This is a genomic window from Mesorhizobium sp. M0011, from assembly GCF_040324155.1.
Taxonomy (GTDB): Bacteria; Pseudomonadota; Alphaproteobacteria; order Rhizobiales; family Rhizobiaceae; genus Mesorhizobium.
This window is the reverse complement of sequence record NZ_JAMYVQ010000001.1, coordinates 216,441-232,115: the sequence shown is the minus strand read 5'-3', so window position 1 is coordinate 232,115 and position 15,675 is coordinate 216,441. Positions and strand designations below refer to the sequence as shown.

Genomic DNA, 15,675 nt, shown 5'->3' with positions numbered 1-15,675 from the left:
TTCGGTCGACGCAGGAACATTTCAGTCACTCGAATTGCTATCTGCCGAGTGTTGGGCTCAATCTCTGGCAAAGGAAGAGTTCCGGGGACGTCGTGACGCCTTTCCTACGCTGCTTCGGCTCCTACGCTGCTTCGGCCACGAGCGTCGACGGGGGGCGACCGCCGAGCACTGTCTGAGCGATGTCGGCGTCATTTTCATCGACATGCGCCGTCACCAGAACCACCCCCTCGGCAACCTCCTGATCATCCGCTTTTATGGCGGCTATGGCGAATGTTCCAAACAGACCGCCGGCAACGCCGCCACAGAACGCGCCAGCCACCGCTGTTGGCAATACGCCCGCAGCAACAGGATTGATGCCATAGGCCGCAACGGCACTCAGGCAGACCAACCCGCCGGCGGCAGCGCCAAATAACGATCCCAAAGCGGAAACCCGAAGAGATCCCGCCTCGTCATTGTAAGGCCCGATGATCGCGATCTGTACGCGAGGAATTCCGGCCGCCACCAAGTCGCTGGCAACCCGCGCCGCATCGGCGGGGGAATCAAAAAGTCTGCTAATCGTCGGCATGGTCGCTTAACGCTTCTGGCTGTTCAGCTGCGTGTCGGTGAGGAATGACGCGGCAATCAGGTCGTCAACCTCGATTCGCCCCTCGCGACCCTCCATGATGGCCGCGACCTTCTGGAAGGTCTTCATCTCGTCTTCGGTAATCTGGGCTTCCTGCATCCTGGCTTTGATCTCTGTCATGCGCATGCTCAGGGCATGGGATCTTTTGGTCTCACGGTTCGACATGCTGCTGCTCTTAGTTTCATTGACCATTTTTTGCCCGCCACCCGAATTTGGGGCAAGGGCAAGCGTTTCCAACCTGGACTTCGGTCGGGCAAGGGCCGGACCTAAGTCTGGTCGTGGGCACATGATCGGGACGCGTGCCAAGAGGCCTCTCGTGGCCCCACTCCCATCCAAACTCGACTCCCATCAAGAATCGGGGCCGGATCCCTGCGTTAGTACCCGTCGTTCGATCACCGCGGGATGGTGCCGATGGGTTAGGACGGAGCCCGTCACGGCAGCGCTGTCGTGGTGATGATGCCGGCGCCCATGATCATAGAACGCCACGACGGAACATTAGGCGTGCCTGACGGTTTATTTCTCGCAGCCAGGATCACGATTTGGTGTCTGCTGCAGATCAGTCGGCAAAGGCTGGTCGGCCCGCGTTCTCTACCAGAGGCGCGGGCTCCCCCAGGCAACAGGAGAGAGATCATGAACAATATCATTTGGCTCGTCGGAGCTGTGGTCATCGTGATAGCGATCTTGAGCTTTTTTGGCCTCCGCTGAGCGGACGCGCGTGCCAGTCGGGATGTTTTCCGGAATCTGTCCGCGAAGCGCACGCACGAAAGCATCAGGCGGCCGGTTGAGGCCGTCTGGTTACTGTCCAGTGCAACAGCATCGCTGTCAGCCGGGCACGCGAATAAAAATTCGCCCATCCGACTGACGGGGGACGAGAGTAATCTCGCTTGAGGGGCAGGTGGAGCGCCGAAGTCGGGATGCGCTAACTCTTTGTTTTTTCTGGTCGGAGTGGCAGGATTTGAACCTGCGACCCCCTCGTCCCGAACGAGGTGCGCTACCAGGCTGCGCTACACTCCGTGACCAGACCGCGGGCTTATAGCCGCCACACTTCGTTCCTGCAAGCGGCATGGCGGCACTTCTGTCGCATTTCGTAGGCTTTCGTCGAGCATAGCCCTAAAGGCTCGGATTCCCTCCTGGGATAAACGTGGCTTAAAGCCTTCTGTGCTAAGCCGCAGTCCTCGACAACTCGTAATTTCCGTCACTCGGAGTTTTCCAGTCTTGTCCTTCAGCATCGTTGGCGACGCCCGGCCCAACAGTTTCGAATTCGAAACCGAAGCGCTGATCAAGGCGTCCGGCTTTCGCGAATATGATGCGCGCTGGTGGTTCGGCCATCCCGGTTCCGCGCAACTGCCGGAGCTCAATCTGATCGGCGTCCAGGCGCTCGGCATGGGGCTTGGCACGCTGATTCGCCGTGTCGGTGCCGGTCCCGATATCGTCACCGGGCATGATTTCCGCTCCTATTCGCTGTCGATCAAACTGGCGCTGGTGTCCGGTTTGATGGCAGCAGGCGCACGGGTGAGGGACATCGGACTGGCGTTATCGCCGATGGCCTATTTCGCCCAGTTCGCACTGGACGTGCCTTCGGTCGCCATGGTCACCGCCTCGCATAACGAGAATGGCTGGACCGGCGTCAAGATGGGCGCGGCGCGGCCGCTGACTTTCGGACCGGAAGAGATGAGCGCGCTGAAGGCGATCGTGCTGGCTGGTGATTTCGATCTCGTCGGCGGCGGCTCCTACGATTTCGTCCGCGATTTTCGCGCCACTTATCTCGACGATTTGACCCGCGACAAGCGCATCACGCGAAAGCTGAAAGTGGTCGCCGCCTGCGGCAACGGCACCGCCGGCGCCTTCGCGCCGCAAGCGCTGCAGCGCATCGGCTGCGAGGTCATCGCGCTCGACGTCGAGCTCGACCATACATTTCCGCGCTACAATCCCAATCCCGAGGACATGCGGATGCTGCATGCCATCCGGGACAAGGTGCTGGCATCAGGCGCCGACATGGGCCTTGGCTTCGACGGCGATGGCGACCGCTGCGGTGTCGTCGACAATGAAGGCAATGAAATTTTTGCCGACAAGGTCGGTGTGATGCTGGCAAGGGATATTTCCAGCCAGCATCCCAACTCGACCTTCGTCGTCGACGTCAAATCGACCGGCCTGTTCCATACCGACGCAATGCTGCGCGCCAATGGCGCCGTCACTGACTATTGGAAAACCGGCCATTCCTACATCAAGCGCCGCGTCGCCGAACTCGGTGCTGTCGCCGGTTTCGAAAAGTCGGGTCATTTCTTTTTCAATCCGCCGATCGGGCGCGGATATGACGACGGCCTGGTCACCGCCATCGCCATCTGCCAGATGCTGGATCGCAGCCCGGGCAGTTCGATGGCCGATCTTTATCGCGCGCTGCCGCTGACCTTTGGCACGCCGACCATGTCGCCGCACTGCGCGGACGAGGTGAAGTATGGTGTGGTCGAACGGGTGGTTGCCGATTTTCAGGCCATGAAGCGGGATGGAAGGGTTTTCGCTGGGCAGAAGATCGCAGACCTCATCACCGTCAACGGCGTGCGCGTCGTCGCCGACGACGGCACCTGGGGGCTGGTGCGCGCCTCGTCGAACAAACCGGAACTGGTCGTGGTGGTCGAAAGCCCGGTGTCGTCGCAGCGTCGACGGGAGATGTTCGAGGCTGTCGACGCCGTGCTGCGCCGCAGCTCCGAGGTGGGCGCCTACAACCAGACCTTTTGAATGGTAGTTGAATGACCGAGCGGATCGTCAGTTTTGTCATGAGCGGTGGCGTCGGCTCGCGGCTGTGGCCGCTGTCGCGCGAGGACAACCCCAAGCAGTTCCACGATCTGTCCGGCGACGGCTCGATGCTGGCCAAGACCTTGCGTCGGCTGACCGCCCGGCTGGAAGGCGGAACGCCGATCTTCCTGATCGCCGCGGAGCGCCATGCTGATCGCGTTCACGCCGATCTTGCTGGTCTCGACCTCGCCGGCGGCGGTCCGCTGTTCGAGCCGACCGGGCGCAACACAGCCGCCGCCGTCGCACTGGCGACGCTGCGCACACTGTCCGAATTCGGCGATAGCCTGGTGCTGGTGGTGCCATCGGATCACGAAATATCCACCGCAAGCCAATTCTGGCAGAGCGTAGAAGCCGGCACCGAGGCAGCACGCGAGGGCAGGCTGGTGGTGTTCGGCATCAAGCCGACGCAACCAGAGACCGGCTACGGCTATATCGAGGTCGCGGCCGAAAGCGGCGGCACCTTCGACGTGTCGCGCTTCGTCGAAAAGCCGGATATTGCGACTGCGCAGAGCTATCTCAAGGCCGGAAATTTCTACTGGAACACCGGCATCTTCCTGTTTCGCGCCCGCACCATGCGTGACGCCTTCATAGCGTTGCAGCCGGATATCTGGCAGGCCACCGAAGCAGCCTACAAGGCAGCGACATCGGATCTGTCCGGCCTTTACATGCCGCTGGAACTCTACGCCGCCATTCCGTCGAATTCGATCGACTACGCCATCATGGAGCGGGCAAAAGACATCGCCATGGTGCCGGCCGGCTTCCGCTGGAACGATCTCGGCTCGTGGCAGTCGCTGCTCGATGTCGGCCCCGCCGACGACCGGGGCAATGTCATCATCGGCGATGTCGTCGCTATCGATTGCGAGAATTCCTACATTCGCAGTGACGGCCGCCTGCTGTCGGCGATCGGCATGAAGGACATCGCCATCGTTTCGACATCGGATGCCACCTTCGTTGCCCCGGTCAGCCACAGTCAACACGTCAAGAAGATCGTCGAGCAGCTCGAAAAATCGGGTCGCCTGGAAACCAGGTTCACGCCGGCGCATGACCGCGTCATCGAAAGCGGCGCCTGGCGCCGGCGCGTGCATCACTGGCTGTTTCAGGAGACCTTGCCGCTGTGGTCGACATCGGGGGTCGACGAACGCCATGGCGGCTTTCACGAAGCGCTCGGCCTGGACGCCTCGCCGTTGATGAAGCCCAAGCGCATGCGCACCATGGCAAGACAGGTCTATGCTTTCGCCGTCGCCCGGGCGCGCGGCTGGGACGGCCCGGCCGATCGGTTGATCAGCCACGGCATCGCCTTCATGGCCGGCAAGGGCCGCACCGACAAAGGCGGCTGGGTTCGCACGCTGAATGTCGACGGTTCGGTCGCCGACGCCACCGAGGATGCCTACGATCATTCCTGCGTGCTCCTGGCACTGGCGCATGCGCATATGTCAGGCAATCCCGACGCCTTGCGCCTCGGCGAGGAAACCTTCGCCTTTCTCGATGCGCATCTCGAAGACAGCCGCATGACCGGCTTTCTTGAGACATCGGACGGCAAAGGCGAGCGCCGCTCCAACCCGCATATGCACCTGCTCGAGGCCTTTCTCGCCTGGCACCAGGCGACCGGCGAGCGCGCCCATCTGCGGCGCGCGGCACGTATCATCGACCTCTTCCGCAGTCATTTCTTCGATCCGGAAAGCTGGACGCTTGGCGAGTATTTCGATGCCGAATGGAAACCCTCCACCGGCGAGAAAGGGTCATGGACCGAGCCCGGCCACCATTTCGAATGGGCCTCTTTGCTGGTAGATTTCGCCGGGCGTAGCGGCCAGGCCGAGTTGAGCGGCTTTGCCCGAAAACTTTACGCGTCGGCCACTGCCAATGGCCTCAACCGCGCCACCGGGCTTGCCTATGGCGCCGTCTCCAGGCAAGGCCTGCCGCTCGACCTGATATCCCGCAGTTGGCCGCAGGCCGAAGCCGTGAAGGCGGCGATCGCGCTGGATGGCTCTGGCGGCCCCGATCTCAAGCCGGAAATCGAAGCGCGCGTCGGCCGGCTGTTCCGCTGGCACATCGACCCGGCGCCGCTCGGCCTGTGGATCGATCGCATCGACGAGCGCGGCCGCTCGCTGGCATCGGACGTTCCTGCCAGCATCTTCTATCATCTGGTCTGCGCGCTGACGCAGTATCTTGATGGGACGGTGGAGAAGGGATGAGCCCGTATTGAGAGGCCGGCCTCTCAATACGGGCTCGCTACATCCCCAGTCTCGACATACACCGACTTCAGCTGCGAATAGAGAGCCAGCGCTGCCAGCGAATTCTCACGTCCGATGCCTGACTGTTTGAAGCCGCCGAACGGGATTTCCACCGGCGTCAGATTGTAGGCGTTGATCCAGCAGGTGCCGGCCTGCAACTCGGCGATGACGCGGTGGGCGCGCGGCAGGTCGCGCGTGAAGACGCCGGCAGCGAGGCCGAACTCGGTGTCGTTGGCGCGGTCGATCACCTCGTCCTCGCCATCGAATTTCAGCACGCTCATCACTGGTCCGAAAATTTCTTCACGGGCGATGCGCATGCCATCGGTGACGCCGGTGAACACCGTCGGCTCGACGAAGAAACCGCCCTGAAAACCTTGCAACGAAGGCACGTTGCCGCCGCAGGCGAGAACAGCTCCGTCCTGCTTGCCGATTTCGATATAGCCGACCACCTTGTCGTGCTGCGCCCTGGAGACCAACGGGCCCATCTGGGTTTCGGGGTCGAGCGGGTCGCCGATGCGGATTTTTTTGGTTCGCTCGACAAGGCGCTCGACGAAGCGGTCGTGGATGCCGCTCTGCACGAAGACGCGCGTGCCGTTGGAGCAGATCTGTCCGGTCGAATAGAAATTGCCGAGCATGGCGCCGCCAATGGCGTTCTCGATGTCGGCATCGTCGAAGACGATCAGCGGCGACTTGCCGCCAAGCTCCATCGTCGCGTGCTTCATTTTCGAGCCGGCCAGCGACAGCACCTTGCGGCCGGTCGGCACCGAACCGGTCACCGAGACCTTGGCGACGACATCGTGGCCGACAAGCCCGGCGCCGACATCGCCATAGCCCTGCACCACATTGAACAGCCCGTCAGGCAGCCCGGCCTCGCTGTAGATTTCGGCCAGCGCCAGCGCCGACAGCGGTGTGTTTTCCGAAGGCTTGAACACCATGGCGTTGCCCATGGCGAGCGCCGGCGCCGATTTCCAGCCGGCGATCTGGATCGGGTAGTTCCAGGCGCCGATGCCAACGCAGACACCGAGCGCCTCGCGTCTTGTGTAGGCGAAGGGTCCGCCGAGATCGACCGACTCGCCATTGTAGGCGGCAACCGCACCGCCGAAATATTCAAGGCAGTCCGCCGCCGAAGGCGCGTCCGCCACCAGCGTTTCCTGGATCGCCTTGCCGGTATCGAGCGTCTCGATGCGGGCAAGGTCGGCATTTCGCGCGCGCAATATGTCGGCGGCGCGGCGCAGGATGCGCCCGCGCTCGACCGGTTTCAGCCGCGCCCAAGCGGGCTGCGCCGCCCGCGCTGCCTCGACGGCGAGCTCCAGCACGTTCGGCGTCGCCGAACGTAGCATGGCGATGGTCTCACCGGTTGCCGGATAGATGACCGGCAGCGGCGCGCCGCCTTCGTCCTCGATGTAGCGTCCATTGACATAGTGCGATGCCGTGGGCTGGGCGCGCATGGTTTTCTCCAGATGTATTCGCTACCAAGTCCGTTCGACAATGCCCTATCGATCCGCGACCTGCCAGCGCGGATTGATCCATGGTTCCTGGTTGGACGGCGCCAGCGGCGTGCGGCCAAGGATGTGGTCGGAAGCCTTTTCGCCGGTCATGATCGAGGGCCCATTGAGATTGCCGTTGGTGACGCGCGGGAAGATCGAGGAATCGGCGACCCGCAATCCTTCGACGCCGATGACCCGGCACTCCGGATCGACGACACTCATCATGTCGTCGGCGCGGCCCATCTTGCAGGTGCCGCAAGGATGGTAGGCGCTCTCTGCGTGATCCCTGATGAAGATGTCGAGATCGTCGTCCGACTGCACGTGGCTGCCAGGCGATATTTCCTTGCCCCGATAGGGGTCGAACGCCGACTGGCCGAAGATCTCGCGCGTCAGCCGGATGCAGTGGCGGAACTCCGCCCAGTCGTCAGGATGCGACATGTAGTTGAAGTGGATCACCGGCTTCAATTTCGGGTCCGGCGAGCGCAGCGTCACCGAGCCGCGCGACTTCGAGCGCATCGGCCCGACATGCGCCTGGAAGCCGTGCGACTTGGCCGCCGCCTTGCCGTCATAACGGACAGCCGCAGGGATGAAATGGTACTGGATATCGGGGTAGTCGACGCCGGCGCGCGAGCGCACGAAGGCCGCCGCTTCGAAATGGTTGGTGGCGCCAAGCCCGGTCTTGAGGAACAGCCACTGCGCGCCGATGAGCGCTTTCGAGAACGGATTCAGCACCGAATTGAGCGTGATCGGCAGCAATGATTCCTGCTGGATGTAGAGCTCCATATGGTCCTGCAAATTGCGGCCGACGCCGGGTCTGTCGGCCACCACGGCAATGCCGTTTTCGCGCAAATGCTCGGCCGGGCCGATGCCGGACAGCATCAGGATCTTGGGCGAGTTGATCGATGATGCGGCAACGATCACCTCACGTCGCGCCTTAACGACCTGAATCTGTTTGAGAGCTTCGATCTCGACGCCGATGGCGCGTTGATTCTCGATGATCACCCGCCGCGCAAAGCCCTTGACCAGACTCACATTTTTGCGCTTCAGCGCCGGTTTCAGATAGGCCGATGCCGCCGACCAGCGGCGACCGCCACTGATGGTCTGCTCCATCGGCCCAAAACCTTCCTGCTTGGAGCCGTTATAGTCGTCGGTCAGCTCGAACCCGGCCTGGCGGCCAGCCTCGACGAAGGCGCCGTAGAGCGGATTTTTACGCGAGCCGCGCTGCACATGCAGCGGCCCGCCGTGACCGCGCCAGCCATCCTCGCCGCCATCCGAGTCCTCCATGCGCTTGAAATAGGGGAGCACGTCGGCGAAGCTCCAGCCGGCCGCACCCTCTTCGGCCCAATGGTCGAAGTCGCGGGCATGGCCGCGCACATAGACCATGCCGTTGATCGAAGACGAGCCGCCGATGACCTTGCCGCGCGGCGTCGCCAGCACGCGGCCGCCGAGATGCGGCTCCGGCTCGCTGGCAAAGCCCCAGTCGTAGAGGCTCATGTTGAGCGGGATCGACAGTGCCGACGGCATCTGGATCAGCGGCCCGATATCGGTACCGCCGAATTCGATGACGATGACCGAATGCTTGCCGTCCTCCGACAGGCGATAGGCCATGGCCGAGCCGGACGAGCCGGAGCCGATGATGACGAAATCTGCTTCAAGCATGGTTCATATGCGCCATAAAGTCGGCGAGCGAGACATTGCCGCCGGTAGCCACAACAAGGACGATCTTGTCCTTCACATCCACCTTGCCGCCGAGCAGTGCGGCGAGTGACGCCGCCCCCGACGGTTCGAGCACCAGCTTCATGCGTTCGAAGGCGATCCGCATCGCCCGGCGGACAGACGCGTCGTCGACGGTGATGCCGCGAACACCTGCCGTCTTCACCGCGGCAAACGGCGCGTCGCCTGGCCGTCGCGACATCAGTCCGTCGCAGATCGATTTCGGCCCGATTGGCATCGTCTCGATGGCGCCATGCGCCAGCGACGAGCCCATGCCGTTGAAACCTTCCGGTTCGACGCCGATGATCTCAGTGGCGGGCGACAGATAGTGGAAGGCGAGCGAAACGCCGCCGATCAACCCGCCGCCACCGACCGAACAGAACAAAAGACCAGCGCTAGCACCTTTGGCTTCGAGTTGGTGGAGCGCTTCGAGGCCGGCGCCCGCCTGGCCGGCGACGATTTCCGGATCGTCGAACGGATGCAGCAGGGCCAAGCCTTCGGTCTCGGCGATCTCGCGCGCCTTGGCGGCCGCGACTTCCTCGCGCGCGCGCTCGCCATGGTCGGTCAGCACGACGCGGGCGCCATAGCCCTCCGTGGCGTCACGCTTGGCGGCCGGTGCGTCGATCGGCATGACGATGGTGACGGGAATGCCGAGCGCCTGGCCGGCGGCCGCCAGCCCTTGAGCGAAATTGCCGGAGGAGTAGGCGACGACGCCTTTCCTGGCCTCGTCGGGCGAAAGCTGTTCCAGCCGCCAATAGGCGCCGCGCACCTTGAATGAGCCGGCCCATTGCAGCGATTCCGGCTTGATGAAGACGCGGGCCGCCCCCGTCTCTCGGGCCAGTGCCGCCGATTCCAGCAGCGGCGTGATCTGTGTCGCCCTGGATGTAACGGCATAGGCCTGCTTGAGGTGGTCGAGGGAGGGAACGAGAAGGTCTGACATCATTCGCCTCGCGGATACCTTTTGCTCTCTTCGAGATTGTCGAGGTTCATGTGATTGCGCATGTAGCGCTCGGACGCTTTTTGCAGGGGTTGGAAATCCCAGGGGTAATAGGCGCCGTTGCGCAGCGCCGGATAGACGACCCAGCGGCGCGCCTGGCTTTCGCGGACAGCGGCGTCGAAGCCGGCCATGTCCCAGCGCGCCTGGACCTTGTCCATGAATGCCGCCACCAGGCCCGCATTGGCCGGATCGTCGGCCAGATTGTTTCGCTCGAGCGGGTCGGCTTCGAGATCGAACAGTTGTGGCGGGTCGAGTTCGCAATGGACGAATTTGTATCTGCCGTCGCGGAGCGCCACCAAAGGCGCATTGGACCCTTCGGCCGCATACTCCATCAACACCGGCGCGGTGCGCTCAATGCCCTCGGTGAGCGGCAGCAGCGACTGGCCGTCCGTCCATGGTGCGATCGCAGCGATGTCGACGCCGGCGAGGTCGCAAAGCGTCGGCGCCACGTCGAGATTGGAAACCGGCGCCTCGATCAGCCCGGCTGGCACGCCCTTGCCGGCAATCATCAGCGGCACCCGCGCCGAGCCCTCGAAGAAGCTCATCTTGAACCACAGGCCGCGCTCGCCGAGCATGTCGCCGTGGTCCGAGCAGAACAGGACGATTGTGTCGTCGGCCATGCGGGTGCGCTCGAGAACGTTCAGGATCTCGCCCAGCTTGTCGTCGACATAGGAGATGTTGGCGAAATAGCCCTGCCGCGAACGACGCACCTGTTCCGGCGTGATCTCGAAAGAAGGATAGTCGCTGGCGTGGTATAGCCGCCGGGAGTGCGCATCCTGCTCGTCATGCGCGATGAACCCGGTTTCCGGGTCCAGCGCCTGGCAGTGCTCGTAAAGATCCCAATACTGCTTGCGCGCGACATAGGGATCGTGCGGGTGCGACAGCGATACGGTGAGGCACCAGGGCCGATGGTTCGCATCATCCTGTTCGCGCGAAAGCTGATAGAGCTTCTGTGTGGCCAGGAACACGACCTCGTCGTCATACTCCATCTGGTTGGTGATCTCGGCGACGCCGGCGCCCGTCACCGAGCCCAGATTGTGATACCACCAGTCGATACGCTCGCCGGGCTTGCGGTAGTCCGGCGTCCAGCCGAAATCGGCCGGGTAGATGTCGGTGGTCAGCCGCTCCTCGAAACCGTGCAGCTGATCCGGCCCGACGAAATGCATCTTGCCCGACAGGCAGGTGTAGTAGCCGGCAGAGCGCAGATGATGGGCGAAGGTCGGGATCGATGAGGCGAATTCGGCGGCATTGTCATAGACGCCGGTGCGCGACGGCAATTGCCCGCTCATGAACGAGGCACGGCCCGGCGCGCAGAGCGGCGACGCCGTGTAGTTGTTGGCAAAGCGCGCCGAACGTGCGGCCAACGCCCTCAGGTGCGGTACGTGCAGAAACTCCGCCGGCCCGTCCGGAAACAGGGTTCCGTTGAGCTGATCGACCATGACGATCAGGAAATTGGATCGCTTAATTGTCACTGTTTGCGCCGCTCGCCAAGTTTGGTTTCGAGATAGTCCTCGACCAGCGCGATCGCGGTCGCGGCATCAGGCACGCCGTCCTTCAGCGCCCGCCTGATGTAGAGCCCGTCGATCATCGCCGCTGTCGCTTCGGCGGCGCGGTCGGCTTCGGCTCTGGGCAAGATGCCGACAAGCCCGCTCATCAGGTTCGAATGCAGTCGCCGCGCATAGACCCTGAGCAGTCGGCGCAACGCCGATGATTTCTGCGCCTCGACATAGAAGGCGAGCCAGGCGGCGATGGTTTCCGGCTGGAACTGGATGTCGGAGAAATTGACGGCGACCACCGCCGAGACGCGCTCGCGCGCGGTGTTGGCCGAACCAAGGGCGCGCAACGTGTCGGCGGTCAGTTCGGCCAGGATGTGGCGCATCGTTGCCAGCAGCAGCTCGTCCTTGGCGCCGAAATAGTGATGGGCAAGGGCCGACGAAACCCCTGCGCGCCCGGCGATTTCGGACATGGTCACGTCGAGCGAGCCGCGCTCGCCGATCGCCGAGATCGTCGCGTCGATAAGCGCCTTGCGGCGCAGCGGTTCCATTCCGATTTTCGGCATCTTGCAATGATCCCTTTCGAGAAGGATTATTTTTTATTGACGGGTCAATCAACAAAAAAATCAGCACTGGCGTCGCCTGTACCAAGCGATTGTCTGGTTCCAGCCCTTCACGAGGCGAGCAGGATTGTTTAGATTTGAACAATAGAGGCGAAATGCGCCGTGGCCCACATGCTAGGCTGGCGCCAAGGATGGAGACCGCCATGACCGCATGCATCGTTGGCTGGGCGCATTCGCGCTTCGGCAAGCTTGAGGGCGAAACGCTCGAAAACCTCATCGTCAAGGTCGCTACGGACGCGCTCGACCATGCCGGCATTGGTCCGGACGAGGTCGACGAGATCGTGCTCGGCCACTTCAATGCCGGCTTTTCGGCGCAGGATTTCACCGCCAGCCTGGTGCTTCAGGCCGACGACCGGCTGCGCTTCAAGCCGGCGACGCGCGTCGAAAACGCTTGCGCCACCGGATCGGCGGCGGTCCGCCAGGGCATCCGTGCCATCGACGCCAATGCCGCTCGCATCGTGCTGGTGGTCGGCGCGGAGCAGATGACGACAACGCCGGGGCCGGAGATCGGCAAAAACCTGCTCAAGGCGTCCTATCTGCCCGAGGACGGCGAGACACCGGCGGGTTTCGCTGGCGTCTTCGGCAAGATCGCGCAGGCCTATTTTCAGCGCTACGGCGACCAGTCGGATGCGCTGGCCATGATTGCCGCCAAGAACCACAAGAACGGCGTCGACAATCCCTATGCGCAGATGCGCAAGGATTTCGGCTATGAGTTCTGCCGCCAGGAGAGCGAGAAGAACCCCTTCGTCGCCGGTCCTCTGAAGCGCACCGACTGCTCGCTGGTCTCCGACGGCGCCGCCGCCCTTATCCTTGCCGACACCGCCACGGCGCTGAAGATGCGCCGTGCCGTTGCCTTCCGCGCCAACGAGCATGTGCAGGATTTCCTGCCGATGTCGAAGCGCGACATCCTGACCTTCGAAGGCTGCGAACAGGCCTGGACCCGGGCGTTGAAATCGGCCGGCGTGACGCTCGACGATCTGTCCTTCGTCGAAACGCATGACTGCTTCACCATTGCCGAACTGATCGAGTACGAGGCGATGGGCCTTGCCAAGCCGGGAGAGGGGGCCAAGCTGGCGCTGGACGGCACAACGGCTAGGGATGGTCGCCTGCCGGTCAATCCCTCCGGCGGGTTGAAGGCCAAGGGCCATCCGATTGGCGCCACGGGCGTGTCGATGCATGTCTTGACCGCCATGCAGCTTGTCGGTGAAGCCGGCGGCATCCAGGTGCCGGGCGCAAAACTTGGCGGCATCTTCAACATGGGCGGTGCGGCGGTGGCCAACTACGTTTCCATTCTCGACCGGATCAGATAAACCGCCCGCATTTACGGGAGGGTTCATGACAAATCCGGTTCTGATCGAAGTGTTGCGCGGCGCGATCGTCGAGAGCGCGCATCGCGGCTCAGTCGCGGTCTTCGATGGCGACGGCAAGCCCGTCTGGGAGATCGGCGACACGGCCAAGCCGGTGTTTCCGCGCTCCGCCGTCAAAGCGATCCAGGCACTGCCATTGGTCGAAAGCGGGGCGGCGGATGCCTATGGCTTCGGCAACCGCGAACTGGCGCTCGCCTGCGCCTCCCACTCGGGCGAGCCGGCCCATGTCGACCTTGCGCGATCCATGCTGGCCAAGGCCGGGCTGGACGGATCGGCGCTCGAATGCGGCACGCATTGGCCGTCCAATCATGACGCCGAGATTGCGCTCGCCCGCGCCGGCGGCTCGCCGAACGCATTGCACAACAATTGTTCCGGCAAGCATTCCGGCTTCCTCTGCACCTGCGTCCACGCCGGCATTGCGCATCGCGGCTATGTCAAGCCGGGACATGGCCTGCAGGAGATGGTGCGCGACGCCATGCAATCGGTGACGGGCGCTGTCCATGGTGAGGACCAGCGAGCCATTGATGGCTGTTCGATCCCAACCTATGCGGTGCCGCTCAGGAGCTTCGCGCTCGGCTTTGCCCGCATGGCCACGACATCAGGTTTTGGCCCAGAGCGAGCCAAGGCTGCAAAGCGGCTGCTTTTCGCCTGCATGGCCGAGCCCTTCTTCGTTGCCGGCAGCGGCCGCGAAGACGTCGCGCTGATGCAGGCCGCACCAGGGCGGATTTTCACCAAAGGCGGCGCCGAGGGCGTCCATTGTGCCGCAATTCCGGAGCTCGGTCTCGGCATCGCGCTCAAATGCGACGATGGCGCCGGCCGCGCCGGCGAAGCCATGGCTGCCGCCGTCCTTGCCAAACTTTTGCGCGCCGACGAGGCCTTGGCGTTCAAGCTGAGCGAATTGGCAAACACGCCCATCGAAAACCGCAACGGTGCCAAGGTCGGGGCGCTGAGGCCGACAGCGGCCCTCAACTGACGTGATTGCGCTCGACGGTCAGATGCGCATAGCCGCTATCGTTTGACGAGGCGAGATCGCCTGTCGCCGGCTCGGCCCAGCGCTGCCCGACAACCGCTCCGTTCAGGGCGCCGTCGATGACATTGTCTGAAATGATGGCCGTACCGGCGCCCTCGACCACGGATACGACGATGCCGGTTCCGGCCTTGCGGATGATGTTGCCGGTGGCGACGACATTGCGCAGGTACGGGCCCCAGCCGATCTGCATGCCATAGAGCGGCGTGTTCTCGATGACGTTGTTGGAAACGGTTGTGTCGGCTTCGACGCCGATGCCAACGCCAAACCCTGGCGCGTCGGCAGGGTAGGGGCCGCTGGTCGACAGATTGCGCACAATGTTGCCCGAGCAGACGTCCATGCGGCCGCCTTCGTTGAAATTGACGATCGAGATGCCGTTGGCGGCACCGTCGACGATGTTGTTGCTGATGATGGCGCCTTCGAACGAGAATTCGGAATAGACCGCCGTTTCGCCCGAGCGCGAGCAGGTGTTGCCCGATATCTGCAGGTTGCTGGCGCTGTTGGCGCGGATCGCCGAGAAGGCGCAGTCCGAGACGATGTTGCCCGAGATGACGACATTGCCGGCGCGAAAGGCATTGATGCCGTTGCCGTTCTGCCCGGTTCCGCCGCCGCGTGCCTGGATTCGTTGGACGCGGTTGCCGATGACCATGGTGCCGTCTTCCGCCGCCTGCCAGCGGTGCACGAGGATGCCGCCATTGGCGCAATCGGAGACGGTGTTGCCCGTGATAGACAGCCCGCCAGCCTCGACCGAGTAAATGCCGGCATCGGCGGCGCCCGATATCTCGCTGCGCTCGACCCGGCCGATCGCGTGTTCCAGCGCCAGCCCGTTCTTGCCGCTGCCGGTGATCTGGCAATTGTCGATGGCGAGGTGCGCGATGCGGCGCAGATCGAGCAGCCCTTGCGTGTAATCGCCCATCGTGCGGTTCGAACCATCGAAGACCAGACCGCTAAGTTCGATATGGTCGGCCTGTTCGGCCATGAACAGGTGGCCGTCACCACCGTAAACGATGCGCGTCGCGCCCGGCACGCCGGAAAGCCGCACGCGGCCGGGCAGCGAAAGATTGGAGACGACATAGGTGCCGGGCGGCAGGAATATCGGCATGTCGCGGCTGTTTGCGTCACGCAGGAGTTTGGCGAAGGCCTTGCTCTGATCGTCTGATGTGCCGGGCTGCACGCCGAGGTCGGTGGCATTGATCGAGCCGCGCATCGAGGCTTTCTCGATGCCAGTCAGGTTTGCGGCCACCGCCTTGCCAAGCGCAAGCCCCATGACGGCAAAGCCGGCGGTCCCGGTCAGCAGCGTTCGTCTGTTCAACATCGGCACA

12 protein-coding genes and 1 tRNA gene are annotated in these 15,675 nt (G+C 63.2%); 4 read left to right on the top strand and 9 right to left on the bottom strand.

The window, feature by feature from the left end:
- Nucleotides 1-121: 121 nt before the first annotated feature.
- From NKK51_RS01125 to NKK51_RS01115, 3 genes are all read right to left on the bottom strand, one after another.
- The gene (locus NKK51_RS01125; RefSeq protein WP_352550712.1) at nt 122-565 is read right to left on the bottom strand and encodes a hypothetical protein; all 444 of its coding nucleotides are present in this window, start codon (nt 563-565) and stop codon (nt 122-124) included.
- Nucleotides 566-571: 6 nt separating this feature from the next.
- Nucleotides 572-742, bottom strand: coding sequence for a hypothetical protein (locus tag NKK51_RS01120; protein ID WP_430981656.1), 171 nt, complete (start codon nt 740-742; stop codon nt 572-574).
- Nucleotides 743-1,559: 817 nt separating this feature from the next.
- Nucleotides 1,560-1,636, bottom strand: a tRNA-Pro gene (locus tag NKK51_RS01115).
- Between the two features lie 201 nt (nt 1,637-1,837).
- On the opposite strand from NKK51_RS01115, the gene NKK51_RS01110 reads away from it, so the two are divergent.
- Together NKK51_RS01110 and NKK51_RS01105 are read left to right on the top strand one after the other, a co-directional pair.
- Entirely contained in the window at nt 1,838-3,358 is a 1,521-nt protein-coding gene (locus NKK51_RS01110; RefSeq protein WP_352550711.1) for a phosphomannomutase/phosphoglucomutase, read from the top strand.
- Nucleotides 3,359-3,369: 11 nt separating this feature from the next.
- Complete coding sequence (locus NKK51_RS01105) at nt 3,370-5,607, top strand: mannose-1-phosphate guanylyltransferase/mannose-6-phosphate isomerase (protein WP_352550709.1); 2,238 nt, start codon at nt 3,370-3,372, stop codon at nt 5,605-5,607.
- Between the two features lie 23 nt (nt 5,608-5,630).
- On the opposite strand, the gene betB is transcribed toward NKK51_RS01105, so the two are convergent.
- The 5 genes from betB to betI are packed head-to-tail and all read right to left on the bottom strand — an operon-like array spanning nt 5,631 to nt 11,902.
- Nucleotides 5,631-7,094 (bottom strand): betaine-aldehyde dehydrogenase, encoded by a 1,464-nt coding sequence (betB, locus tag NKK51_RS01100; protein WP_352550707.1) that lies wholly within the window; start codon nt 7,092-7,094, stop codon nt 5,631-5,633.
- Nucleotides 7,095-7,139: 45 nt separating this feature from the next.
- Entirely contained in the window at nt 7,140-8,792 is a 1,653-nt protein-coding gene (betA, locus tag NKK51_RS01095) for a choline dehydrogenase (protein ID WP_352550705.1), read from the bottom strand.
- Entirely contained in the window at nt 8,785-9,786 is a 1,002-nt protein-coding gene (locus NKK51_RS01090) for a threonine/serine dehydratase family protein (RefSeq protein ID WP_352550703.1), read from the bottom strand. Before NKK51_RS01090 ends, betA begins: the two co-directional genes overlap by 8 nt.
- Nucleotides 9,786-11,315: a choline-sulfatase gene (gene betC / locus NKK51_RS01085; protein ID WP_352550701.1), complete on the bottom strand. Its 1,530-nt coding sequence runs from the start codon at nt 11,313-11,315 to the stop codon at nt 9,786-9,788. Before betC ends, NKK51_RS01090 begins: the two co-directional genes overlap by 1 nt.
- Nucleotides 11,312-11,902, bottom strand: coding sequence for a choline-binding transcriptional repressor BetI (betI, locus tag NKK51_RS01080; protein ID WP_023812766.1), 591 nt, complete (start codon nt 11,900-11,902; stop codon nt 11,312-11,314). Before betI ends, betC begins: the two co-directional genes overlap by 4 nt.
- A 200-nt stretch (nt 11,903-12,102) precedes the next feature.
- Between betI and NKK51_RS01075 the strand changes: the two genes are divergently transcribed.
- Nucleotides 12,103-13,269, top strand: coding sequence for an acetyl-CoA acetyltransferase (locus NKK51_RS01075; protein ID WP_127397353.1), 1,167 nt, complete (start codon nt 12,103-12,105; stop codon nt 13,267-13,269).
- A 25-nt stretch (nt 13,270-13,294) separates the two neighbouring features.
- Nucleotides 13,295-14,299 carry an asparaginase gene (locus NKK51_RS01070; protein ID WP_023812768.1) on the top strand — a complete coding sequence of 335 codons (1,005 nt, stop codon included), beginning with the start codon at nt 13,295-13,297 and terminating at the stop codon, nt 14,297-14,299.
- On the opposite strand, the gene NKK51_RS01065 is transcribed toward NKK51_RS01070, so the two are convergent.
- Entirely contained in the window at nt 14,292-15,668 is a 1,377-nt protein-coding gene (locus tag NKK51_RS01065; protein WP_352550699.1) for a TIGR03808 family TAT-translocated repetitive protein, read from the bottom strand. The genes NKK51_RS01070 and NKK51_RS01065 overlap by 8 nt on opposite strands.
- Between the last annotated feature and the right edge of the window lie 7 nt (nt 15,669-15,675).